This window comes from Endozoicomonas sp. ONNA1 (genome assembly GCF_024606325.1).
GTDB lineage: Bacteria > Pseudomonadota > Gammaproteobacteria > Pseudomonadales > Endozoicomonadaceae > Endozoicomonas_A.
The window spans coordinates 53,262-76,039 of the sequence record NZ_JAHHPN010000424.1; the positions used below are offsets into that span (position 1 = coordinate 53,262).

A 22,778-nucleotide genomic window follows, 5' to 3' on the forward strand; every position below is an offset into this window, starting at 1 on the left:
ACAAATACTCAAATCAAACAGTCGAAACAACAAACCCGGATATCAACTCAACGAAAGTTTGCCCATATTTCTCCAGCTTGTATTCACCCACCCCGGAAATATGAGACAAAGCCTCCAGACTGGTGGGTTTAACATTGAGCATTTCATAGAGTGTTTTGTCATTGAAAATAACATAAGCAGGGACACTCTGCTCTTCTGCCAGTTCTTTACGACGGGCTCTCATAGCCTCCCATAATGAACGATCATGGTCGCCTATAATAACTCTTCCCTGATCCACATTTCGGGTTTTGCGTGCGGCTCTCTCGCTGGCGTACTCGAAGCGATCCTGTCGGAGTAACAGTCGCTCAGTGCCTTTGAGCAGAGGACGGCAATTTTCATTCAGTTTGAGTGCACCGTGCCCTTCTACGTCAACATTTATAAACCCTCTGGATACCAATTGCCGAAAAATTGAACGCCACTCGCTCTGTTTGAACTCACTGCCTATACCAAAAGTGCTTATCTGCCTGTGACCAAATTGGTCGACCTTGGCCGTTTCTTTGCCCATCAGCACGTCAACCAGATGAGAAACACCAAACATCTGCCCTGTCCGGTAAACACAGGAGAGTGCTTTTCTGGCTGCTTCCGTGCCATCCCAGGTCGTCACCGGCTCCAGACATAGGTCACAGTGTCCACACTTCTCTTTCAGGGGTTCATCAAAATATTCCAGCAACACCTGACGGCGACATCCGGTCACCTCACAAAGAGACAACATGGCCTCCAGCTTCTGCTGCTCAACTCGCTGAATTTCAGGTGCAGCGGTAGAATTTGACTGGATCTGCCGCAGCAACATGACATCCTGCAGGCCATAAACCATCCAGGCCGTCGCCGGGAGTCCATCACGACCGGCACGACCGGTTTCCTGATAATAAGCTTCAATGCTCCTTGGCAGATCCAGATGAGCAACAAAGCGAACGTCTGGCTTATCAATCCCCATGCCGAATGCCAGTGTCGCAACAATGATCATGCCGTCTTCGTTGAGAAAACGGTGTTGATTATTCTTGCGATCGGGGTTCGTCATACCACCGTGATAAGGCAGTGCTTTTCTACCCTGGGCATTCAGCCAGGCAGCAGTATCCTCCACCCGCTTTCTTGAAAGACAGTAGACAATGCCGGAATCTTCAGGATGCTCTTTTTCCAAAAATCGCAGTAACTGTTGCTTACCCTGCTTCTTCTGACTGATTCGGTAAAAAATATTGGCCCGGTTAAAGCTGTCGACAAACACTCTGGCCTGTTCCAGACCCAGACGGTCGATGATTTCCTGACGGGTTCGTTTGTCTGCAGTGGCGGTGAGAGCAACCCTGGGAACGGTTGGAAAGCGCGTTTTCAGTACTGAGAGCTGTAAATATTCGGGCCTGAAATCATGCCCCCATTGAGACACACAGTGAGCCTCGTCAATGGCAAAAAGGGAAATTCGTATCTGATCCAGCTTCCTCAACATCATTTCAGTCATCAGACGCTCAGGAGCGACATAGAGCAGATCAAGATGCCCGGTAAACAGTTCCTGTTCGATTCGATAGTGCTCTTCCATGGCTACGCCTGAGTGCAAACTTTCGGCTCGAATACCTATCTGCTTGAGATTACGGATCTGATCTTCCATCAAAGCAATCAGGGGAGAAACAACGATGGCCGTACCGGCCATAACCAGAGCCGGTACCTGATAACAAAGTGATTTACCACCGCCGGTAGGCATTAGAACCAGCGTATCACGCCCTTCTGTGATCTCCCTGATGACCTCTCCCTGAAAACCACGGAAAGATTCGAACCCGAAAGTATTTTGCAGAACATTCAGAGCAGGGTCAGTCATTACAGTCCAGTGCACATTTAAACGACAATGATTAATCACATAAGAAAAGACAGGTCAGTATAGCATCAAACGAGCATAAGACTTCAAAGAGTTTAACCTTGAATAAACAGGAATCTTTCAGAAAACTGCTGTAAACTTCCAAACTTCAATTCACACCGGATTTTCTTTAAATGCAGGACATCTGTTCTACTCTGGAGCCGCTGCTGAACAGGTATGCGGATGAGGAAGGTTTTACCTTCAACGCCATCCATGGCTTTTATACCGCCATGGCCATCATCCCTTTCAATTTAAAGACTGATGAGCGTAATGAGATTCTTTTTGGAACTCTGGTAACGCTTTCCAGAGAAGATTCAGTTCTGCTGGAACAGGCTCTTGATCAGTTGTCACGAGCGATTGATCGGCAGTTCAATGAAGAAGAGGGCTTTGAGCTCTCCTGCGAGGAATTTGCCGACCCGGATGATGAAAACCTGATGGACTGGTGCTGCGGTTTTATTCAGGCCCATATCATGTCGGAAGAAAAGTGGTTCCAGGAAAATGAACAGGAAGTCAGTGAATTGCTGCTCCCGCTCATGCTCGGCTCCGGACTGTTTGACGACGAGCCCGAGTTTGAAGCGATTCTGGAAAATGAAAAGCTGACTGAAGATATGTGCAGCCAGATACCCGAAGTGTTAATGGAGCTTTATCTGTTGTTTAATTCTCCAGAGGAAGCCAGCGGCAAGTCATCTGTCAAACCATCAAAACCTGCCCGCAAAGATTCACCTCACAAGCGCCACTGAACACGAACCGCGCTGCTCAGCAATCATGTGAGCAGTGCTTTGTGCCGTAGCGAACGGTGAGCTATGCCAGAAATATGACACCCTTCAACAAGAATTCTCTGTCAGCCCCAACAACAACCGACTCAATGGAAAAAGTCACGTAGCCATTTATACTGCAAGAATCAGGGAAGATTCTCAGGAGAGAGGTTGTGGGCAATCCGATCAACAACAGCGGGGCTTCTTCAATAAGCCATTCTCAAACAACAGGCGCTGATCCACAGAATTCAATTACCAAGACAGTCAAGGTCAATGGCAAACTATACAACTGCAGTGCTTCGAAAGTCTGGGGATTGAGAGTCGCGCGAGAGGTTCTCGGTGTTCACGGTTTGGTTAAACCCGTCTATGACCACTTCCATAGCAAGCTGCATGAACATCGCGCTGACCATGCAGCGAATCCATCAAAACCGCCTTCAACACCCCTTTCGGAAAGGAATGCCCGCCCCCTGCCCAAGCTCCCCAACAAAATGAGTGAGCAACCCGAAACGACCCGTTCAAAGCCCGCTGACACACCACTTGCAGTTAGAAACAGCACTCCGGAAACCCCATCAACTAAAGCCCTGTCCGTTCCTGAAATCATTGATGGCATAGACTATGGCAAATTTGATGATGATTCTGGTTTCTCACTCAGCAACTTCTCAGACGCCGTCCGGCAGCTCCCCACTTCGGATATCAAGGATTTAATATCAAAACTTAGCCAAAACCAAGACGATAGCTACAGCACAGTCAAGCAAGAAGTACGAGAAATTTATGCCGAAAGAAAAGTCACCGAAAAGATGAAAAACTTTAACGGTGACGTAAAGGGTTTAAAAGAAGAACTTGCCACACATTACGCAAAAGCTCCCATGCTTGCGGCTGCGATGGGCGCAGAGGTAGATCGTCAACTGAATATTCAGGAAAGCCCTGACTCCCGATCCCGCGAACTTAAAGAACTGACTTCGTCCTTGCAGGGTGTGTATGACTCGAACAATGGGTCCCAACTGACATTTGGCTCTTATGAGGGAGCTCCACTTAAACTGGATCAGACATTCCCCTTCCAGCCTGACGATCCTGTCATTACAAAGCAATTCAGCGATATTCAAAAAGACAGCCCAGATATACAAAGTAAATTCGATCAAGACCCTGCTTTCAAAGCTCAAGCACAGCCAAAATTCAAAAACATCTTTCAGAGCGATAAAGGCAAAGCATTCGCACCGGGAGCTCCCTATCATGCCGCCAAAGTTGACCTGCCTGGTGGCAGCTTTATCGCCAGTCAGGGACCGGTTGAAAAGACAGAAACCAACTTCATTAAGATGCTGGCCCATCATCGTCCTGCCGTTTCAGTCTCTCTTGTTAACGCCAAGGAACTGCAAGATCCGAAAATTTCCGGGCAGAGAATTAATAAGTGTTCTATTGAAGTAGGCCCGAAGAATGTGGGTGAAGAAAAAGACTACGGCGGCGTTAAGGTTAGACTGGATGGGCAGTATTCGTTTGATAATGATAACGTCACCGTCAAACAATTCTCCGTTAATGGAGAAACACAGTTCAGGGTTTACGACAAAGGCTGGGCAGACCATTCTGCCGGCAACCCGGAAAGACTGGCAAAACTGTCGGTACTGGTTGAAAAGTTACGTCAGCATCCCTCTGTTGCAGCCAGGTCAGACAACCCCACCGTCGTCAACTGCAATGCGGGGGTCGGCAGAACCGGAACTTTCGTAACGATTGATAACAGCCTTAGGCAGTACCAAAAGACAGGAAAAGTTCCACAAGATTTCACTCAAACCATTGCTACCGCCCGTGAGGTCAGAAACAAATTCGTGCAAACAGCAGGACAGCTCAATACCGTCACGGCGGTTCACGGACAGTTCACACCATTGTTTGATCCACTGCTGAAAGAAGCAGGGCTGACCGTTGCTACACCTGCAGAACCCCCTGTTAGCCGCCAAAAAGCCCCGGACCCTGAAGATAACGGACTGGGGTACGGTTCAGAAGCCTATGCCACCGTTGACAGGGAAAAGCTAAAAGCGGCCCAAATCAGAAGAGACAATGAGAACGACCTTTACGTCAATACCCGTTTTGCAAAGACAAGTGAGACTGCTGTTGAAAAGGCTCCGGACTTACCGCCCTCACCACCCGTGCCTGCGAAGAGATCGAAATACAATGGCCCTAAAAATGCTGACCAACTGCTGAATAAAATTACTGGAGGCGGGTACGGAAATACAATACAAACATTCGATGCCAGGAAACTGACCACTGAACTGACCCATGTCTTGCGTCAGGCAGATCAGGAGCAACTGAATGAGATTGTTAATTACACCGAGACCTTAAAGGCAAACAGTGATTGGCATCAGGTAGGCGAGATCATGGAAGAAGCCATCAAAAACCACAGACGCCCGCGCAACCTTCCAAGAGGATAAGTTCGCAGCTGATTGATTTTCTCAATACAAAAATACCGGCATCCGCCGGTATTTTTGTATCTGCCTGTGCAATCAGTTGGAAGGAATCCCATCCAGGGCATCAATAACATCTTCCAGCTCAGCGATGGTCTGCCGGATCAGTTGCTTGTATTGAGAGGAGTCCAGCTTCTGCACTTCGCCCTTGAGATGATTGCGGGCACCATCAATGGTAAAACGTTTGTCGTAGAGTAAGCTGCGAATTTGCCGAATGAGCAACACATCCTGACGCCGATAGTAACGGCGATTCCCACGCCTGACCGGTTTTAGCTGCGAAAACTCCTGCTCCCAGTATCGAAGGACATGGGATTTCACCTGACACAAGTCGCTGACTTCACCGATGGTGAAGTAACGCTTGCCGGGAATGACAGGGAGATCACTCTTCCTGAGCTCTGTTTCCTGCATAAGCCTCAACTCGTGACCTGAGTTTCTGGCCGGGCCTGAAAGTCACCACCCTGCGAGGAGAAATGGGAATCTCTTCGCCGGTTTTAGGGTTTCGGCCGGGCCGCTGACTTTTGTCGCGCAGTTCAAAGTTACCGAAGCCGGATAACTTGACCTGTTCATTATTCTCCAGTGCCAGACGAATCTGTTCGAAAAACTGCTCGACCATATCCTTGGCTTCGCGCTTGTTCAAACCGAGTTCTTCATGAAGACGCTCGGCTATATCCGCTTTAGTCAGAGCTCCCATGGATAACTTCCGCTCTCTTATAACCGGGGCTGCGAACTGTTGAAAGCCTGCTTAGAAAGCAGGCCCGAAACAGACCGCTCGCATTGGCTGATTAGCTACGGAGACTGGCACCCAATTCCGATTCCAGCCGACTTACGATGCTGTCAATCAAACGATTAACTTCTTCGTCTTTTAGAGTGCGGGAAGCGTGCTGCAAGGTCAAGCCCAAAGCGAGACTCTTGTGACCTTCTGCAATGCCTTTTCCGGCATAAACATCAAAAATACGAACATCTTTCAACAGTTCAGAGGCTTCTTCCCGAATGACCTGGTTGAGACTGTCAGCAGCCACTTCCTGCCTGACAAGCAAGGCCAGGTCACGACGAACTTCAGGGAATTTGGACAGTGGTGTGAACTCTGTCACCTTACCCTGGCTCACTGCTTCCAGACTGGCTTCAAACAGGAGCACGGCACCGTTCAAATCCAACGATTTCGCCAGACTTGGGTGCAGAGCGCCTACGTGACCAATGACCTTATCATCACGAATCAGCGCTGCACACTGACCTGGGTGCATGGCATCGTGACTGGCTTTTTCGAAACGGAAATCCCCTGCCGCACCACCGAGTGCCAGCAGAGCTTCTACATCCCCTTTCAGATCATAGAAATCCACGGGCTCAGCTTTAATCGCCCAGCTTTCAGGATAACGACTGCCGGTAATCACAGCAGCAATCTGGTTTTCCTGTCGCAGAACGCCATCCTCACGAACAAACGTCTGGCCGGTTTCGAACAGACGAACCCGGCTATGCTGACGATTCAAATTGTAACTGACCGTTTTAACCAGACCCGGCAGCAGCGATGTTCGCATGACAGAAAGATCGCTGGCGATGGGGTTCGCCAACGCCACGGGCTCACGCCCCGGATCAAACAGCTGATGCAACTTCGGATCAATAAAGCTGAAAGAGACCGCTTCCTGATAGCCACGCCCCACAAGAATACGACGAATGTCAGATTCTTTAACCTTGTTTTCATCCACCTGCTTAAGCTTCAGAAGCGCCGTTGGAATGGTTTCTGGCAGACGCTCATAACCGTAGATACGACCCAGCTCTTCTACCAGATCTTCTTCTATGGAGATGTCAAAACGCCAGCTTGGCACTGAAACGCTCCACTCACCTTCCGCCGTGGAGTTCATCTCAAGGCCCAGTCGCGTCAGCAAAGCTTCAATCAGATCATTCTCGATAGTGATGCCTAACAGTGAAGCGACTTTCTCAGCCCTCAGATGAACCGTGTTCAGAGCAGGCAGATTGTCTTCACTAACGACCTCAGAAACAGGCCCAGGTTGACCACCGCAGATGCCCAGAATCAGCGCTGTTGCTCTCTCAATCGCCTTACGCTGCAACTGGAAGTCGACACCACGCTCAAAGCGGTGAGAAGCATCGGTATGCAACCCGTAGGAACGGGCTTTACCGGCAATCGTAATGGGGTCAAAGAAAGCGGCTTCCAGCAGGACGTTACGGGTCGTCCCGGAGACACCCGATCCTTCTCCGCCCATCACACCGGCAATGCCCAGGGCCTGCTTCTCATCAGCAATCACCAAAGTCCGGGGGTTCATGCTGACTTCCTGCCCGTCCAGCAGAACCAGCGTCTCCTGTTCATGAGCCATACGAACAATCAGGGAACCATTCAGGGTATCCAGATCATAACCGTGCATAGGCTGACCCAGTTCCAGCATGACATAAGCCGTTACATCGACAACCGGATCAATGGAACGAATACCGGAACGACGCAGGCGCTCAACCATCCACAGAGGGGTAGGCTGAGTGACGTCTACCTCTTTCAGAACACGGGTCAGAAATCGTGGAGCGCCCTCTTTGGATTCCACAGAAACCTTAAAAGTGTCGTCAATGGCCGGAGCGATCGGTTCAACCTGAACTGCGCTGACATCGGCCAGAAAGTTCGCACTGACTTCCCGGGCCAGACCGGCAATGCTCAGGCAGTCGCCACGGTTTGGCGTAAGGTCAACATCAATGATTTTGTCATCAAGGTTCAGATATTCACGGATATCCTGACCCACGGTAGCATCCGCTGGCAGCTCCATCAGGCCGTCAGAAGATTCAGCCATGCCTAGTTCTTCTTCCGCACAGAGCATGCCGAAAGATTCAACACCCCGCAGTTTGGCTTTCTTGATTTTGAAATTGCCCGGCAGAACGGCTCCCACTGTTGCAAAAGGTACACGAATGCCAACACGGGCATTAGGGGCGCCACAAACCACCTGCAATGTTTCTGATCCGGTGCTGACAGAAGTGACACGCAACTTGTCCGCATCCGGGTGTTGTTCACAGGCGATAATTTCACCCACAACCACACCGGAAAACTCTCCCGCTACCGGTTCAACGTCGTCTACTTCCAGACCGGCCATGGTGATTTTGTCCACCAGCTCCTGGGTGCCGGCTTCCAGGGCAACCCACTGACGTAACCATTGTTCACTGAATTTCATAGGTTTTTCTCAACTCCGTTATTCGATCTAGTTCCAATAAAACCGTTAGTTGAACTGGCTCAGGAAGCGCAGGTCGTTATCGAAGAACTGACGCAGGTCGTTTACGCCGTAACGGAGCATGGCAAAACGCTCAACCCCCAGACCGAAGGCAAAGCCTGTGTACTTGCTGGCATCAATACCGGAATATGCAAAGACTCTCGGGTGAACCATACCGCAGCCCAGCACCTCCAACCACTTGATGGAACCGTCTTGGTTGCGTCCCCACTCAATATCGACTTCTGCCGAAGGCTCAGTAAACGGGAAGTAGGAAGGACGGAAGCGGACTTTCAGATCGTCACGCTCAAAGAAAACCCTCAGGAAGTCACTGAGAACGCTCTTCAGGTCAGCAAAACTCACTTTCTCTGCCACGTACAAGCCCTCTACCTGATGAAACATCGGGCTGTGAGTCTGGTCGGAATCGCAACGGTAAACCTTACCGGGACAGACAATGGCAATAGGGGGCTTTTCGTTCGCCTTGCCCAGGGCTTCCATGACACGCACCTGAACCGGAGAGGTGTGGGTTCTCAGAACGGTATTGTCATTGAAGTAAAAAGTATCATGCATGGCACGGGCCGGGTGATGGCCCGGAATATTCAGCGCTTCAAAGTTGTGGTAATCATCTTCGATTTCCGGCCCCTGGGCCACCTCAAAGCCGATGTTGCCAAAGTAATCGGTGATGCGCTCCATGGTGCGTGTTATAGGGTGCACCGTCCCCAGGTTCTGGCTACGGCCGGACAGGGTAACATCAATGGTTTCGCTGGTCAGACGGGCTTCCAGGGCCGCTTTATCCAGACCGTCACGTTTCACGTCCAGGGCCGCCTGAACCTGCTGCTTGGCTTCGTTAATAAAACCACCGGCCTTCGGGCGTTCTTCCGGGGACAGTTTACCCAGACCTTTCAACAGCTGGGTCAGCTCGCCTTTTTTGCCAAGAAACCGTACCCGAACCTGATCCAGATCAGCGGCATTGGCGGCTGACTCAACTTCAGCCAGAGCAGAGACGACTATGGGTGAAACAAGTGCTTCCAGATTCTCCATGGGATTCCTGATAACCGATGCGTAGAGAAAATAAACCGCCAATTCTAGCGGTTGGGGAGGGGTTTGGATAGATGTACTTTTGAGCGGATTTCACCGATGTCGGAAAGCCCTGATATTCATACCGACCGTACCGAATGTAATAACCTATCGGACAAGAAAACTGAACAATGATCTGAAGTACGGTTTACCAAACGAAGAACCCTCGCTCAGAGCGAAGCGAGGGCGGGGAGTGTCAGAGTGATTTTGCATTAAGGGTTGTACAATGAAATATATTCTTTTTTCCCGGGTACTCCAGGCTTGGCTGAACCACTAATAAAAACAAGCCACTTCCTTGTTCTTGCTCATTCAACACTCTATTGGATGCAGTAAAAAAACCAGATAGCCTACGCTGGCTGATTGCTACATAGCGTTTTTCATCGACTCCTGTGCCATGCCCACAGCTCAAGTGACCACTAATCCTGCTAGGAACGTGTTCTGTCGATGACAATGCACTTGCAGTAATCAGCTGATTACTCATGAAATTTTTATTGAAGATATACTCCACCGCAAAAAACGAATCCTCTGGGCTTGCAACATAACCATATGACTGCAATTCACTCCGAAAGGGTGCAGTAATACGTTCTGGAACAGAACACCTTTTATTTAAAGCCTTTGACAGGCTATCCCGCACGGAAGCTTCAAATACACTCGATGATGACAAGCTCTTTGTTTTAACGGTTATTAGCGGATCAGCAGAACATACTGATGTATCCGCATAACACACTGACGCAGCTAAGAAAATTAAAGCGCTAACGATTAGTTTGGAAATCATATCCAGCCTCAGGAAATCACTATGTAGAATGTAGAACTATCATTTGACCTATTTTCAGGTTTTAAGTTCAATGATGTGGCACATAAAAAAAGTCAGGCTTCCGCCCCCATTTATCCGGAGAAAAATTTGCTTTAAACTGCCCACCCTGATTTCAAAACCTCCCGTAATGATCTATGCAATTTTTTGTTAACGACCAGCCCCTGAGTTCAGAAGCCTCTCTGACGCTTGAGCAGCTGCTGGAACAGATCAATCAAACTGACAAGGGCGTAGCACTGGCGATCAACCGACAGATTGTCAGTCGCTCCCGCTGGCCCTGTAAGAGAATAGAAGAAGGTGACCGTATCACCTTGATTAAGGCTACCGCTGGTGGCTGACAGAGCTTAAAAAAATCGCACTTGGAATGACCGACAACTTATCAAACCGCAGGGCTGGTATGCTAACCATTGCTGATAAAACTTTCCATTCTCGTCTGTTTACCGGTACCGGGAAATTCAAGAACAGCCAGACCATGGCTGAAGCCATTAAGGCTTCTGAGAGTGAACTGGTCACCATGGCACTCAAACGAGTGAACCTGAATGATGATCAGGATGATATTCTCTCTCCCCTGACTAAAGCTGGTGTTAACCTCTTACCTAATACCTCCGGAGCCCGCAACGCCAAAGAGGCCGTGTATGCAGCCCAGCTGGCCAGAGAAGCCCTGCAAACCCACTGGCTGAAGCTGGAAATTCACCCGGACCCCAAATATTTGTTGCCTGACCCTATCGAAACACTAAAAGCCTGCGAAAAACTTGTTGAAATGGGATTTACTGTTCTACCTTATGTTCACGCTGATCCTGTCCTGTGCAAAAGACTGGAAGAAGCCGGTGCCTCTGCGGTTATGCCTCTGGGGGCACCCATTGGCAGCAATCTGGGCCTGAAAACTGAAGAGTTTTTGAACATCATCATCGAGCAGAGCCAGGTGCCAGTGGTTGTAGATGCCGGCATTGGCAGCCCTTCCGATGCCGCTAAGGCAATGGAAATCGGAGCGGACGCGGTGCTGGTAAATACAGCCATTGCTGTTTCAAATGACCCGGTAGCCATGGGCACTGCTTTCAAGGAAGCCGTAATAGCAGGCAGACGAGCTTATGAGGCTGGCCTGGGAATACGTTCTCATCAGGCTCATGCAAGCAGCCCTTTAACTGCGTTTCTGGAAGATTTTTAATGTCATTTGTAGACGCGTTTAACCAGTTAAACTGGGATGAAGTCAGAATGAACATCCTTAGCAAAACCGCTACGGATGTAGAAAATGCCCTGATCGCTCGCAGACCGACTCATGATCAGTTTCTGTCACTGATCTCTCCGGCGGCTGAACCTTATCTGGAACGGATGGCACAGAAAAGCATGGCGCTCACCCGCCAGCGCTTTGGTAAAACCATTCAGATGTACATTCCACTTTACCTCTCCAACAAGTGCACCAACATCTGTACCTACTGCGGCTTCAGCCTCGACAACAAGATTCGCCGCAAAACCCTGAGCATGGAAGAGCTTGATCGTGAGCTGCAAGCCATCAAAGCCATGGGGTTTGATCATATCCTGCTGGTGACAGGCGAAGCTCAGGGTACAGTGGGTACCGAATACTTCAAAACCGTGCTGGATAAAGTCAGACTGCACTTTTCTCACATTACGCTGGAAGTACAACCTCTGGAACAGAGCGAATACGAAGAGTTGATGGAACTGGGACTGGACGCCGTTCTGGTTTACCAGGAAACCTACAACCGCATCGCCTATGAGAAATACCATCTGCGCGGCAGCAAGATGAATTTTGACTATCGTCTGGACACTGCTGACAGACTCGGCAAAGCTGGCATCGACAAGATCGGCGTGGGGGCTCTGATCGGTTTGGAAGACTGGCGTACAGATTCCGCCATGGTAGCCGCACACCTCGACTACCTGGAAAAAACTTATTGGCAAACCCGTTACTCCATCTCTTTTCCGAGATTGCGCCCCTGCGAAGGTGAGTTCGAACCTGTTTCCATTATTTCAGACAGACAGCTGCTACAACTGATCTGTGCTTACCGTCTGTTTAAGCCGGAAGCAGAACTATCACTATCCACCCGGGAGTCAGAATCCTTCAGAGACAATGTCTTGCCCTTGGGCATTACGACCATGAGTGCTTTCTCAAGCACTCAGCCGGGCGGCTATGCTGATGGTGCTGTCGAATCCTTGGAGCAGTTCTCAATCGACGACAACCGTCGTCCTGAAGAGGTAGCGGCTGCGATCAAATCGAAAGGTCTGGAAGCGGTCTGGAAGGACTGGGACCGCAGTTATAGTCACTAGCCTTTAAATCAGTGGTTGCCAACGGGCAATCCACCGGATTTTGTTGTTAGATGCCGTGTCAGTTGTTGGGCAGTCTGGACAGGATGAGCTTTAAGGTTTCTTTAATTTCCACATTGTCTGCTTTCAACTCTGCGTTGTCTGCTTTCAGTGCAGCAATATCTCTACCTTGCTGGTCAAAACGTTTGTCTTGCTGGTCAAAACGTTTGTCAATCTGAGCGAACCCCCGGTGCATTTCGGCACGGGTTTTACTGGCGTAGGCGACAATCCCCGTCAGGGTGTCTCGAATATGGTCAAGCTCTGTTTCGGGTGGTTGTTCAGCGTTCAACATGCTGTATTCCTGACAAATGAATGAGAAGGACAGCTTAGCAGACTTTGAGAGATGACACAGAGACACCTCGAACTCTGATCAACAAAGCGCTCCACGAGCACACCCCCATACAATTCAATTTGAAACAAAGAGGTTTTTAAACGCCGTAAACAAAGAAAGCTTCTATCCTGTTAAGTCTAATCTGTCGGGACTGCTGCTATGTCAGAGCGTTTGTACGAAAAAAATCAACTGGGTGTGGGTTTTACTTTTCACAATCCGGTTATCTATCTAAATAGCTGGCTGAACAGCTGGAAAGAAGATAAACCCCTTCTGGACATCGGTTGTGGCCACGGAGTCAATACTCGCGCTGCACTGATCCGTGGAACACAGGTCGTAGCCACTGACATGGATAAGCCAGACTTGTCTGAGTGGCTCAATGACCTGCCGGAGATTCAGCAGCAAGCGGTCACATGCAGAGCAGCAAAACTGCCAGAGAACATGCCATTTGAAGATAATGCCTTTTGCGGGATTCTTTGCGCTGAAGTGTTTCATTTTCTTGCCAATGAAGACGTCACGCCATCCATTGATGAACTATACAGAATTCTTGAGCCGGGAGGCACTCTTCTGCTGACCTGCTGCTCCTGTGACGTTGAAGTGCTGAAAACCACGGGCCTGAGCAGAGAGATACGAGACGGCATAAGAAAATCACCCTTAACCGTGACCTGTCAGCGGGATTATATAAACCTTCTGAAGCAGGCGGCAAAAGCATTTAATTGTCCTGAAATAACCGATCCGGTATTAGCAGCCCATGAAATTAATATCCCTGGAAGAGACTTTTGTTTTTTTACATCTGAACAACTGAAAGTATTAATGGAGCATGCCGGATTCATGATCGAAGTCTGTGAACAGGGTGAGGCTCCACACTACCCGGTATGGAGTCATGGCGACCAGGATCAGGTCCGGATCCTGGCCAGAAAACCGGCTTGATTTGCAGGCTTTGTAGCCCATCGATTCAATTTTTTACGCCCAAGCCGAAATAAACATCAAGTAATAATAGCTACGGTAAGCCCCGCCATGATTAACCCCAGTGAACAATTTAAAGAGTTTTTAAAGGACTTTGGCGAATATATTGGTCACGATCTGAACACGGATGACAATATCTGCACTCTGGTTGACGAGAACAATGATATTGCAGTCATCATGGAGGTTCCTGAAAACAGTGATCTGCTGTTGCTCTATCGAATGCTGACGACAATGCCAACAGATCCTGAGCTACAGGCCGCCAGAGCAATGCAGCTATTATCCCTCAACGGGGCTCCGGATAAACTCAAAGGTGCATGGTTTTATACAGACCCGGATGGAATGGGTTTACACCTTATGACCAGCCATCCTGTCGGCACCCTGTCCCATGAGACTTTCAAAAACCTGGTGTTTGGCTATATAGAGCTCGCCAACACACTTTCTCAGGAACTGGCAGAAGAAGAGCAGGGGTTTGTTCATGAGCCTTCAATGGCAGGGGGGATAGCCGGATGAGAGGAGCAAGCCTGGCAGCAAGCTCAGCAGCCATAAATGCACGAAGATATATGGAGGCAAACGAAAGGAGCGAGAATAAACAACACTCGGATTTAAAGCCCGGCACTCCCAGAATTCGTTATTGTACTGGAAATTTTCCTTCATTAATCGACCCCACTCAGCATCACGTAGGAACACTTGCTCCGGGTAAAGGTACTAACAGACACGCTTGGCGCATGGGAGAGGCCCTGTCTGTCGAGGCAAGAATTGCCGCATACCCTTACAAAAAGTCCATTCATGGCGCTGGGCTGTGTGACAAAAAAATCCTGCATGAAATCAAGTCTTGGGATACTCACCGCCCTCTCGCGCTGGCTGCTGGCAAAGCAGCCGGATTATCAAGCAAAGGAGCCGAAGGCTGTGTTTTCGACAAGAAAACCGGACTCACCGCCTATATTCTCCGTAATCCTGAAACCAGCCCTCCAGAAGTACGTATTGTTTTTGGTAGCTGGGATGCCCTGAAAAAACCGGAAGAGCTTTCCCATACCTCAAGGTTCAAAAAAGCGTTCACCCTCGTTCGCTGGTTACGGAACCTGAGGAACGTCAGGCGGAAAAGTGTGCCTGAAAGCTTCAAACAAGCCAGTGAACTCACCAGGCAGGTTCAGAAGCTGATGCAGAAAAACAGCACCTTTAAAGGCTGGACTCTCAAATTATCGGGCTATGAAAAAGGCGGGGCACAGGCATCATACGCAGCGGTCTCACAAGATAAGGTTTTACCGGCCAGATGCTTTTCCAGTGAGTTCCTTAGCCGCGACATTATTAACTCTTTGGACGAGGACAAACAGCGGGCCGCCAGTGAAGCTATCATTCACTACCAGCCTGTGGAAGACGAGTTCGTTTTACAGCTCGATAAGCATGACAAGTTTTTTCAGAACAAAGTCATCGGAAAACCTGTTGCTATGTATGCCAGAGAATATGAAGAGACTCACTTTCTCTGAATTCAGCTTTAACAAAAAAGGCTTTGACAACACACTGGCCCGATGACTGGCAGAAGAAGGACAGGAGTTAGTTTACCAATCCCCCCAAGAAGGACAGAAAGATGGTAGGAAGCGCTGCCGCAGCAAGCACAGCCGTCAGAGATGCACAAAGACACATGTATGCAGGCAACGACAGAGGTTTTCGAGAATTAGGGCTACGACCAACACCCCCTACGACCCTCCCTCATATTGGGAATTTTTTTTCATTAACTCATCCGCAGCAATCTTCAGTAGGTACTCTTGCTCCGGGCAATGATCCTGTAGATAGATACCGCTGGCAAGTGCAGGACGCCGTGCGTCTCGAGGCAAAGATTGCCGCTTACCCTTACAAACACTCCATAGAAACAGACGGTGTACTAGACGACACAATCCAGGATGAGATCAAGTGCTGGGATGCCGACCGCCCCCTTGCATTAGCTGCTGGCGAGGCAGCTGGATTGTCGACCAAAGAATCCAAAGGCTGTATTTTCGACAAGAAAACCGGACTCACCGCCTATGTTCTTCGCAACCCTAAAACCATTCCTCCTGAAGTACGCATTCTTTTTGGTGACAGGAATGGCCTGAAAAAACTGAATGCACCTTCTGATCCTCCAATATACTGCACCCAAGCCGAATCTGATTATGACTCGCGTTCCCAACCGGGAGCCGCAAAAAAGGCCTTTGCAGCGGTCACGGTTCTCCGGATAGACAAAAACGAGTAATATTAAACATCTGCCGAGGTGTCCAAATGTCAGATTTTCAGACCGGAAAACACCTCTGACCGTTCGACCACAAGTGCAAAACCATGAGTTACGACGACCAGGATCTGTTCCTTCAGGAAATGGAGGGAGTGGCTCCCCTGAAAAGCTGCACCAAAGCTGACCTCAAGAAACATCAGACAGCCACTCCCGGTCAAGCCCTGAGGAGGAAGGCTGCCCAGGCTGAACTGAATGACCCTAATTTCTTATCACTGGATAACCCAAAAAGAGTCCAGCCTTACGATCACCTGGAATATAAGCGCTCCGGTGTTCAGGAAGGTGTTTTCAAGAAAATGAGGCTGGGTAAATACGCTATTGAAGCCAGACTCGACCTCTATAATCACACAGCGGCTGAGGCTCGCAAAGCCGTTTTTGACTTCATCAACGACTGCCAGCAACACGAACTTCGTTCGCTCATTATCAATCATGGTCGGGGCTTAGACAGCAATCCCCCCGCCATCATCAAAAGCTACGTCAACACCTGGTTACGGGAAATGGATCAGGTTCTCTGTTTTCATACCGCATTGAAGTTTCATGGCGGCTCTGCGGCGCTTTATGTTTTACTGAGAAAAAGCGAAAGGGAAAAGCTGGAAAACCGGGAGCGTCACTCCAAACGCACCGCCTGATTCTGACACACCTAATAAAACGGGGTTATGGAAAACCATAACCCCGTTAGAAACCGATATGAACCAGACTTAAGCCAGAGAAGCTTTAGCCTTTTCAACCAGCTGACCGAAAACGGCCTTGTCGTGTACCGCCAGATCAGCCAGAACCTTACGGTCGATTTCGATCGCAGACTTCTTCAGACCTGCAATGAAACGGCTGTAGGATAAGCCGTTAGTACGCGCACCGGCGTTGATACGGGCAATCCACAGAGCACGAAACTGACGCTTGCGCTGACGACGGTCGCGGTAAGCGTACTGACCTGCTTTGGTGACAGCCTGCTTGGCTACACGGAATACACGTGAACGTGCTCCGTAGTAGCCTTTAGCGGCCTTAAGAACTTTCTTGTGACGCTTGCGCGCGATTACACCACGTTTTACACGTGCCATGAGCTAACTCTCCGAAAAAAATGATCTAAAAAGCGATTAGTCGCGCAGCATACGCTTAACGAGACCCTGGTCGGCAGGTGTTACCATGGAGGTACCACGCAGCTGACGCTTACGCTTGGTGGTCATCTTGGTCAGGATGTGACTCTTGAAGGCACCCTTACGCTTGTAACCGCTAGCGGTTTTCTTGAAACGCTTGGCGGCACCACTGTTGGTTTTCATTTTTGGCATGAAAAAGCACTCCGCATTCGCGACGACCTACCCTTCTAATTAATGATTCTCATCAACGAGAGAGGCGCCCGTTTCAGGGCCAGGAGGTGTCGGGATATTAAAAATAAAAGCGACTGTCGTTCATCCAGAACGAGAAAAAACCGGCCACTGAGAAAGCAACCGATTTTTCACAAACGAATCACTTCTTCTTTTTCGGAGCAATCACCATGATCAGTTGACGGCCTTCCATTTTCGGACGCTGTTCAACGGTACCGATTTCTTCCAGATCTTTTTCAACCCGGTTCATCAGTTCCATGCCCAGCTGCTGGTGAGCCATCTCACGACCACGGTAGCGGAGGGAAACCTTCGCCTTATTGCCCTCTGTCAGGAAACGTACCAGGTTGCGCAGTTTTACCTGGTAATCCCCTTCCTCTGTGCCCGGGCGAAACTTGACTTCTTTCACCTGGGTCTGAACCTGTTTCTTCTTGGCTGCGGCTTTCTGCTTCTTTTGTTCGTATTGATGCTTGCCGTAGTCAAGGATCTTACAGACTGGCGGTTCGCTGGTTGCATTAATTTCAACCAGATCCAGCCCTGCTTCCTGGGCCATGGACAAAGCGTCACGGGTATCAACTACCCCTACCTGAGAACCATCGGCTCCAATCAGTCGGACTTCTTTGGCACGGATATTCTCATTGATCGGCGCTTTCTGCGGGCGACGATCGCGGAAGCTGTTACGTCTGATGGGTGTATCTCCTGTAAAGGCGGCCTGTGCGAAAGGGCTTGTCGTCATTAAATATTGAGCTCGACAAGCCTATAACAGATTGATTACGCAGTACGGCCACGCTTGCTGACATCCGCTGCAAGGTGCTCCATGAATGCCTCTACAGGCATGGTACCCAGGTCTTCACCAGTGCGGGTACGCACAGCAACGGTTCTGTTTTCCATTTCCTTATCGCCAACAACCAGCAGATAAGGCACCTTATTTAAGGTATGCTCGCGGATTTTAAAGCCGATCTTCTCGTTTCTCAAGTCCGCTTTTACCCTAACGCCCTTTTCCAGCAACATTTTTTCCAGTTCTGCCGTATAAGAAGCCTGTCTGTCAGTAATATTGAGAATGGCAACCTGCCTGGGAGCCAGCCAGGGAGGCATAGCTCCTTCATAATGCTCAATGAGTATTCCGATGAAGCGTTCAAACGAGCCGAGAATCGCTCTGTGCAACATGACCGGTGTTTTTCGTTCACCGCTTTCATCGACATATTCAGCACCCAGACGGCCAGGCATCGAGAAATCCACCTGAATCGTGCCACACTGCCATACCCGGCCAATGCAGTCTTTAAGGGAAAATTCGATTTTAGGTCCGTAGAAAGCACCTTCACCCGGCAGCTCTTCCCAGGGCAACTCCTGTGCATTCAAAGCATCGGCCAGGGCTTTTTCGGCTTTATCCCAAATTTCGTCCGAACCTACTCGCTTTTCAGGACGGGTAGACAGCTTGTAGAGCATGTTGTCACGACTGAAGCCAAAGTCCTCGTAGACTTCATGGAGAAAGTCGATAAAGGCGGCCACTTCCGACTGAATCTGATCTTCCGTCGCGAAAATATGGGCATCATCCTGAACAAAGCCTCGAACACGCATGATTCCGTGCAGCGCACCGGATGGCTCGTTACGGTGACAGGAGCCAAATTCCGCCAGTCGCAATGGCAGATCACGGTAGCTCTTCAGGCCCTGATTGAAGACCTGAACGTGGCATGGGCAGTTCATGGGCTTAACAGCAATGTCACGCTCTTCCGAGTTAGTGGTAAACATGTCGTCCTGGAACTTGTCCCAGTGACCGGACTTTTCCCAGAGAGAGCGATCCACCAGCTGCGGAGTTTTGATCTCTTTATAGCCGTGTATTATCTGTTTCTTACGCATGTACTGTTCCAATTCCTGGTAAATAGCCCAGCCATTGGGATGCCAGAACACCATACCTGGTGCTTCTTCCTGCATATGGAACAGATCCAGCTTCTTACCCAATTTTCGGTGGTCACGCTTCTCAGCTTCTTCCAGACGCTGGAGATAAGCTTTCAGGGCTTTCTTGTCTTCCCAGGCAGTACCGTAGATACGGGTCAGCATTTCGTTACTGGAATCACCACGCCAGTAGGCACCGGCCACACGCATCAGTTTGAAGGCTTTCAGCCTGCCTGTTGAAGGAACGTGTGGGCCACGGCAGAGGTCCATCCACTCACCCTGACGATAAACGGAGATCACTTCACTTTCCGGCAGGTCATTAATGATCTCGACCTTGTACTCTTCACCCATGGCCCTGAAAGCATTGATGGCTTCGTCACGAGTCATGACGACTCGCTCAATGTTCAGATCCTGCTTTGCCAGCTCAGCCATTCGCTTTTCAATCTTCTCCAGGTCTTCGAGGTTAAATGCCCGCTCGTAGGAGAAGTCATAATAAAAGCCATTATCAATCACAGGACCAATGGTGACCTGGGCCCCCGGATACAGATCTTGGGTAGCCATAGCCAACAGGTGAGCCGTTGAGTGACGAATCACCTCAACACCTTCTTCGTCACGGGAAGTGATAATGGACAACTCAGAGTCGTCCGTGATTTTGGTGCTGGCGTCCACCAGCTCACCATTGATACGACCCGCCAGAGTCGCTTTGGCCAGGCCCGGACCAATATCCTGGGCTACTTCCATTACAGAAACGGCGTCAGCAAACTCGCGCTTGCTGCCGTCGGGAAGCGTAATTACAGGCATGAGGAGATATTCCTTAATTTTTTGCCGCCAGGGCTTTTGCCACTATTGGCATTATGTTCATCTTCAGTGGCAACCTGTACCGAAGGCTGCTTGCTCATCGTTCTTGCCAGCCCATACCAGAGGCTGAGAACTTCTGTACCAGTGGCAACCCATACCAGGGGATGCTTGGATTTTCTCACCGATTGAAAGGAGAAAATCTTGGGACATATACATGCAGTTAGCAAAGAAAAGCCAACTTAGGGTTATTGTGGTTTTTTCAAAGCCTGTGTCAAGTCAGAAAAATTATAACCTTGACAGGGCTCGTGGCACCTAACCGCTGTTTTGCGGATAAAGGGTATAAAGGTCACAAAATTCATGAAGCCGGTCACTCGACAAAGGTTTACATTAGCGGACAAAAAAGAAGTGTTAAAACCTGGTCAATAAAAAATCATTCCGAATCCAGTTTAATACAATTCACTGAATAAATTGCAATTCTTCAGGTTCTACTAACTATACTCCGGCTTTCATGCAGCAGGATGGAATATGAAAGATCTAATCAGAATTACTGTTTTTTTTGCAGTTATTATGAGCTTCATGACTACAAATGCTTATTCTTATAATTTTTCGCTGCATTATACAAGTAAGCTAGAGGATGAAAATGCTGTTGAGTACATATGCATTCTGGACATTAATTCGGAAGACATTAGTTTTTTACTTTTAGCCGGAGCTGCGGCCGGCTCTGTGCTACCTAAGTTGTCGCCAAAATTTCGCCCATTAAATAGCTTCTCTACGGCACTAATTATTGGCTCAATCTATATTTTCGACAATATGTGGCTACTAGGTTGTTGCCGTGCCGGAATTGAGACAACCTCCTTGATTGAGGTCGCGGGTGCTTTACCTCTCAGCTTTGCAACAGTGTATCTATACAAGGAATGTTTCATAAGATGAGGTCGTAACCAGGTGCGCTCCAGGCGTCACCCGGAACCACTTGATGATCCAAGCCGCCATGCGGCAAAAAAACTCTCATTATCGTCTAATCATTCCCGATACCACATCAGTTCTGATGTGTTTGAATGATACACAAGCTCCTGGAAACAGTTTGTGTGCCAGGAAAGAGCCCACCGCGTCTCCTTCCAGAAGTGTGTACAGAGCATTCTTTACTCCGCCAAGCCTTTATCACTAATCCAGAGAGTACAACCCACAAGTACCGATCCAACAATGACTGATTTACCAACAACGGAATTGTAGTTCCCATGTATATGCACGATCTCTGCCGTCTGCATGGCTACCCTGCAAATACAAACAAGTTGCATTTCACCTCACATTGACTATACCTACCCGAGCCAAGACAAATCTGTTCAAACCAGCCAGCCTAACTGATCAATCGGCCTGTCAGCTCACGGAGACAGATCCAATGCTACGGTTAAAACCTTACCTGGTGTTTTTAATATCGACGATGATGACTTATATTCCCGGACATTCAGCCTTGGCAGATCTTGTCATAAATACGACAGAGTCAATCAATCCTGACAACTCCCCATCCTCTTCCGCAGTTAATCGAATCGCATCCGCTTCTGAACCCGATGCCGTTCTGTCGGACAGGATGTCAATGGGCATCACACTGGCTCTGACATCCTCAGACGATATCAGTTGCGGGGAGGACCAGGGGATACTGAAAGCCTTCATCTGCTCAAAGAGCAACGACCCGAACAATTCAACTGTAATCTATAGTAACAGCTCTGACTTTAACGCTATTAAAGATAAGCTGGGATGTGAATCCCCCCCTACAACAGACGTCAAAAAAAACAAACCCGATTACGATCGGTGGCTGACCAGCTTTTCTGTCTGGGTTTCTGAAGGCTTAGAGATGTACATACTGCTTAAAGGCGCTCTTCTGTTTAATCCAAAAGCCACCAAAAAGATTATGGCGACAGCCACTGCCACCAGTTTAATCACAATGGCGGGTGTTTATACTGCCGGGGTCGGGCTCGCGGAATCTGGTAAGAAAATCCCCGAGAAATGGATTGCAGTTGTTGAAGGCTTAACAAGATTAAAAGCCGGCCTGAGCCTCGGTGGCTGGGCTCTCGGGATCGCAGGAGGGGTTGCAGGTCGAAAAGAACTCGTCTTGTCAGGATTACTGATAAATGTTGTCTCAAACACCTTTCGCGAAACCGGAAGAGGTGCTCTCATTACTTTACCGCTGATTCTTGATAAAAAGTACGCAGCCATTGCTTTCTCTGGCATCCCTCTGGCATTCATTGCTGCACAACCTTTATTCTGCTATCAGCGGACCAACAACCCCTATGCGAAAGCATTCGCATGGACTTTAATCGCCACTCTGGGGGCCGGACTGTTCTCGAGAGCCTGGCATAACTTTGAAAGACTTGCCGGTGAATCCAGCACGCTCTGGAATATAGACAAAAATATAACTGTTGGTGGTGATTATGAGATACTTAGTCATGAAAAACTGCCAATGTCGGTTATTGCTCCCTTTGGATATCAACCCAACCCCACGATTATTACCGTAGCCTCCGGTCTGGGCTTTTTTACATTCGTATCGCTGGCAAGCCTCTACCGTTTTATCTACAGAGTTGAACCCTCAGGCACGGGTCAGATAATAATTGATCTGGATGCATCTCAGTTCTGATACCCATACATGATCTCCAGTGGACTTTCAGGTTGTCTTTTCAAAGGTCAGGATGGTGTATTAGAGCGAAAAGGATAAAAAAGTCCGGTGTAGGTTTCACTCTTCTAAA

The 22,778-nt window shown here is 49.0% G+C and carries 23 protein-coding genes; 12 read left to right on the forward strand and 11 right to left on the reverse strand.

Annotated features, from left to right (window positions below; genetic code table 11):
* Positions 1-13 precede the first annotated feature (13 nt).
* Entirely contained in the window at positions 14-1,843 is a 1,830-nt protein-coding gene (gene recQ / locus KDK19_RS09710; RefSeq protein ID WP_257291830.1) for a DNA helicase RecQ, read from the reverse strand.
* A gap of 170 nt (positions 1,844-2,013) precedes the next feature.
* Between recQ and KDK19_RS09715 the strand changes: the two genes are divergently transcribed.
* Positions 2,014-2,619 (forward strand): YecA family protein, encoded by a 606-nt coding sequence (locus tag KDK19_RS09715; protein ID WP_257253246.1) that lies wholly within the window; start codon positions 2,014-2,016, stop codon positions 2,617-2,619.
* A gap of 188 nt (positions 2,620-2,807) precedes the next feature.
* Positions 2,808-5,051, forward strand: coding sequence for a tyrosine-protein phosphatase (locus tag KDK19_RS09720; RefSeq protein ID WP_257291831.1), 2,244 nt, complete (start codon positions 2,808-2,810; stop codon positions 5,049-5,051).
* 72 nt (positions 5,052-5,123) lie between these two features.
* Here KDK19_RS09720 and KDK19_RS09725 read toward each other — a convergent pair whose 3' ends face one another.
* The 5 genes from KDK19_RS09725 to KDK19_RS09745 all read right to left on the reverse strand — a co-directional run bounded on the left by KDK19_RS09725 (position 5,124) and on the right by KDK19_RS09745 (position 10,130).
* Complete coding sequence (locus tag KDK19_RS09725) at positions 5,124-5,492, reverse strand: MerR family transcriptional regulator (protein ID WP_257254362.1); 369 nt, start codon at positions 5,490-5,492, stop codon at positions 5,124-5,126.
* Complete coding sequence (ihfA, locus tag KDK19_RS09730; protein WP_257254363.1) at positions 5,464-5,775, reverse strand: integration host factor subunit alpha; 312 nt, start codon at positions 5,773-5,775, stop codon at positions 5,464-5,466. Before ihfA ends, KDK19_RS09725 begins: the two co-directional genes overlap by 29 nt.
* A gap of 91 nt (positions 5,776-5,866) precedes the next feature.
* A complete protein-coding gene (pheT, locus tag KDK19_RS09735; protein ID WP_257291832.1) occupies positions 5,867-8,245 on the reverse strand; it encodes a phenylalanine--tRNA ligase subunit beta in 2,379 nt (792 codons plus the stop codon).
* Positions 8,246-8,290: 45 nt separating this feature from the next.
* Positions 8,291-9,319 carry a phenylalanine--tRNA ligase subunit alpha gene (locus tag KDK19_RS09740; RefSeq protein ID WP_257254365.1) on the reverse strand — a complete coding sequence of 343 codons (1,029 nt, stop codon included), beginning with the start codon at positions 9,317-9,319 and terminating at the stop codon, positions 8,291-8,293.
* 232 nt (positions 9,320-9,551) lie between these two features.
* The gene (locus tag KDK19_RS09745; RefSeq protein WP_257254366.1) at positions 9,552-10,130 is read right to left on the reverse strand and encodes a hypothetical protein; all 579 of its coding nucleotides are present in this window, start codon (positions 10,128-10,130) and stop codon (positions 9,552-9,554) included.
* 173 nt (positions 10,131-10,303) lie between these two features.
* Between KDK19_RS09745 and thiS the strand changes: the two genes are divergently transcribed.
* The 3 genes from thiS to thiH are packed head-to-tail and all read left to right on the forward strand — an operon-like array spanning position 10,304 to position 12,446.
* Positions 10,304-10,504 carry a sulfur carrier protein ThiS gene (thiS, locus tag KDK19_RS09750; protein WP_257254367.1) on the forward strand — a complete coding sequence of 67 codons (201 nt, stop codon included), beginning with the start codon at positions 10,304-10,306 and terminating at the stop codon, positions 10,502-10,504.
* Between the two features lie 59 nt (positions 10,505-10,563).
* On the forward strand, positions 10,564-11,331 hold the full coding sequence (locus KDK19_RS09755) for a thiazole synthase (RefSeq protein WP_257254368.1): 768 nt from the start codon (positions 10,564-10,566) through the stop codon (positions 11,329-11,331).
* Positions 11,331-12,446 (forward strand): 2-iminoacetate synthase ThiH, encoded by a 1,116-nt coding sequence (thiH, locus tag KDK19_RS09760; RefSeq protein WP_257254369.1) that lies wholly within the window; start codon positions 11,331-11,333, stop codon positions 12,444-12,446. Before KDK19_RS09755 ends, thiH begins: the two co-directional genes overlap by 1 nt.
* Before the next feature lie 58 nt (positions 12,447-12,504).
* Here thiH and KDK19_RS09765 read toward each other — a convergent pair whose 3' ends face one another.
* Positions 12,505-12,774: a hypothetical protein gene (locus tag KDK19_RS09765; RefSeq protein WP_257254370.1), complete on the reverse strand. Its 270-nt coding sequence runs from the start codon at positions 12,772-12,774 to the stop codon at positions 12,505-12,507.
* A 198-nt stretch (positions 12,775-12,972) separates the two neighbouring features.
* On the opposite strand from KDK19_RS09765, the gene KDK19_RS09770 reads away from it, so the two are divergent.
* From KDK19_RS09770 to smrA, 5 genes are all read left to right on the forward strand, one after another.
* A complete protein-coding gene (locus KDK19_RS09770; RefSeq protein WP_257254371.1) occupies positions 12,973-13,740 on the forward strand; it encodes a class I SAM-dependent methyltransferase in 768 nt (255 codons plus the stop codon).
* Between the two features lie 87 nt (positions 13,741-13,827).
* Complete coding sequence (locus tag KDK19_RS09775; protein ID WP_257291833.1) at positions 13,828-14,286, forward strand: type III secretion system chaperone; 459 nt, start codon at positions 13,828-13,830, stop codon at positions 14,284-14,286.
* Positions 14,283-15,260 (forward strand): hypothetical protein, encoded by a 978-nt coding sequence (locus KDK19_RS09780; protein ID WP_257254373.1) that lies wholly within the window; start codon positions 14,283-14,285, stop codon positions 15,258-15,260. The genes KDK19_RS09775 and KDK19_RS09780 overlap by 4 nt, the downstream gene beginning before the upstream one ends.
* A gap of 101 nt (positions 15,261-15,361) precedes the next feature.
* Complete coding sequence (locus tag KDK19_RS09785) at positions 15,362-16,000, forward strand: hypothetical protein (protein WP_257291834.1); 639 nt, start codon at positions 15,362-15,364, stop codon at positions 15,998-16,000.
* An 83-nt stretch (positions 16,001-16,083) separates the two neighbouring features.
* Positions 16,084-16,662 carry a DNA endonuclease SmrA gene (smrA, locus tag KDK19_RS09790; protein ID WP_257254375.1) on the forward strand — a complete coding sequence of 193 codons (579 nt, stop codon included), beginning with the start codon at positions 16,084-16,086 and terminating at the stop codon, positions 16,660-16,662.
* Between the two features lie 69 nt (positions 16,663-16,731).
* Here smrA and rplT read toward each other — a convergent pair whose 3' ends face one another.
* The 4 genes from rplT to thrS all read right to left on the reverse strand — a co-directional run bounded on the left by rplT (position 16,732) and on the right by thrS (position 20,043).
* On the reverse strand, positions 16,732-17,088 hold the full coding sequence (rplT, locus tag KDK19_RS09795; protein ID WP_257254376.1) for a 50S ribosomal protein L20: 357 nt from the start codon (positions 17,086-17,088) through the stop codon (positions 16,732-16,734).
* Positions 17,089-17,124: 36 nt separating this feature from the next.
* The gene (gene rpmI / locus KDK19_RS09800) at positions 17,125-17,316 is read right to left on the reverse strand and encodes a 50S ribosomal protein L35 (protein ID WP_034837404.1); all 192 of its coding nucleotides are present in this window, start codon (positions 17,314-17,316) and stop codon (positions 17,125-17,127) included.
* Between the two features lie 178 nt (positions 17,317-17,494).
* Positions 17,495-18,085: a translation initiation factor IF-3 gene (gene infC, locus KDK19_RS09805; RefSeq protein ID WP_257254377.1), complete on the reverse strand. Its 591-nt coding sequence runs from the start codon at positions 18,083-18,085 to the stop codon at positions 17,495-17,497.
* Positions 18,086-18,120: 35 nt separating this feature from the next.
* Entirely contained in the window at positions 18,121-20,043 is a 1,923-nt protein-coding gene (gene thrS / locus KDK19_RS09810) for a threonine--tRNA ligase (protein ID WP_257254378.1), read from the reverse strand.
* A 522-nt stretch (positions 20,044-20,565) separates the two neighbouring features.
* On the opposite strand from thrS, the gene KDK19_RS09815 reads away from it, so the two are divergent.
* Both KDK19_RS09815 and KDK19_RS09820 read left to right on the forward strand, forming a co-directional pair.
* Complete coding sequence (locus tag KDK19_RS09815; RefSeq protein ID WP_257254380.1) at positions 20,566-20,970, forward strand: hypothetical protein; 405 nt, start codon at positions 20,566-20,568, stop codon at positions 20,968-20,970.
* A gap of 466 nt (positions 20,971-21,436) precedes the next feature.
* Positions 21,437-22,669: a hypothetical protein gene (locus tag KDK19_RS09820; RefSeq protein ID WP_257254381.1), complete on the forward strand. Its 1,233-nt coding sequence runs from the start codon at positions 21,437-21,439 to the stop codon at positions 22,667-22,669.
* Positions 22,670-22,778: the final 109 nt, after the last annotated feature.

Excerpts from the sequence above, each read along its gene's own strand:
- recQ (WP_257291830.1), bottom strand. The coding sequence starts at position 1,843 with ATGACTGACCCTGCTCTGAATGTTCTGCAAAATACTTTCGGGTTCGAA.
- KDK19_RS09715 (WP_257253246.1), top strand. The coding sequence starts at position 2,014 with ATGCAGGACATCTGTTCTACTCTGGAGCCGCTGCTGAACAGGTATGCG.
- KDK19_RS09725 (WP_257254362.1), bottom strand. The coding sequence starts at position 5,492 with ATGCAGGAAACAGAGCTCAGGAAGAGTGATCTCCCTGTCATTCCCGGC.
- ihfA (WP_257254363.1), bottom strand. The coding sequence starts at position 5,775 with ATGGGAGCTCTGACTAAAGCGGATATAGCCGAGCGTCTTCATGAAGAA.
- pheT (WP_257291832.1), bottom strand. The coding sequence starts at position 8,245 with ATGAAATTCAGTGAACAATGGTTACGTCAGTGGGTTGCCCTGGAAGCC.
- KDK19_RS09740 (WP_257254365.1), bottom strand. The coding sequence starts at position 9,319 with ATGGAGAATCTGGAAGCACTTGTTTCACCCATAGTCGTCTCTGCTCTG.
- KDK19_RS09745 (WP_257254366.1), bottom strand. The coding sequence starts at position 10,130 with ATGATTTCCAAACTAATCGTTAGCGCTTTAATTTTCTTAGCTGCGTCA.
- thiS (WP_257254367.1), top strand. The coding sequence starts at position 10,304 with ATGCAATTTTTTGTTAACGACCAGCCCCTGAGTTCAGAAGCCTCTCTG.
- KDK19_RS09755 (WP_257254368.1), top strand. The coding sequence starts at position 10,564 with ATGCTAACCATTGCTGATAAAACTTTCCATTCTCGTCTGTTTACCGGT.
- thiH (WP_257254369.1), top strand. The coding sequence starts at position 11,331 with ATGTCATTTGTAGACGCGTTTAACCAGTTAAACTGGGATGAAGTCAGA.
- KDK19_RS09765 (WP_257254370.1), bottom strand. The coding sequence starts at position 12,774 with ATGTTGAACGCTGAACAACCACCCGAAACAGAGCTTGACCATATTCGA.
- KDK19_RS09770 (WP_257254371.1), top strand. The coding sequence starts at position 12,973 with ATGTCAGAGCGTTTGTACGAAAAAAATCAACTGGGTGTGGGTTTTACT.
- KDK19_RS09775 (WP_257291833.1), top strand. The coding sequence starts at position 13,828 with ATGATTAACCCCAGTGAACAATTTAAAGAGTTTTTAAAGGACTTTGGC.
- KDK19_RS09780 (WP_257254373.1), top strand. The coding sequence starts at position 14,283 with ATGAGAGGAGCAAGCCTGGCAGCAAGCTCAGCAGCCATAAATGCACGA.
- KDK19_RS09785 (WP_257291834.1), top strand. The coding sequence starts at position 15,362 with ATGGTAGGAAGCGCTGCCGCAGCAAGCACAGCCGTCAGAGATGCACAA.
- smrA (WP_257254375.1), top strand. The coding sequence starts at position 16,084 with ATGAGTTACGACGACCAGGATCTGTTCCTTCAGGAAATGGAGGGAGTG.
- rplT (WP_257254376.1), bottom strand. The coding sequence starts at position 17,088 with ATGGCACGTGTAAAACGTGGTGTAATCGCGCGCAAGCGTCACAAGAAA.
- rpmI (WP_034837404.1), bottom strand. The coding sequence starts at position 17,316 with ATGCCAAAAATGAAAACCAACAGTGGTGCCGCCAAGCGTTTCAAGAAA.
- infC (WP_257254377.1), bottom strand. The coding sequence starts at position 18,085 with ATGACGACAAGCCCTTTCGCACAGGCCGCCTTTACAGGAGATACACCC.
- thrS (WP_257254378.1), bottom strand. The coding sequence starts at position 20,043 with ATGCCTGTAATTACGCTTCCCGACGGCAGCAAGCGCGAGTTTGCTGAC.
- KDK19_RS09815 (WP_257254380.1), top strand. The coding sequence starts at position 20,566 with ATGAAAGATCTAATCAGAATTACTGTTTTTTTTGCAGTTATTATGAGC.
- KDK19_RS09820 (WP_257254381.1), top strand. The coding sequence starts at position 21,437 with ATGCTACGGTTAAAACCTTACCTGGTGTTTTTAATATCGACGATGATG.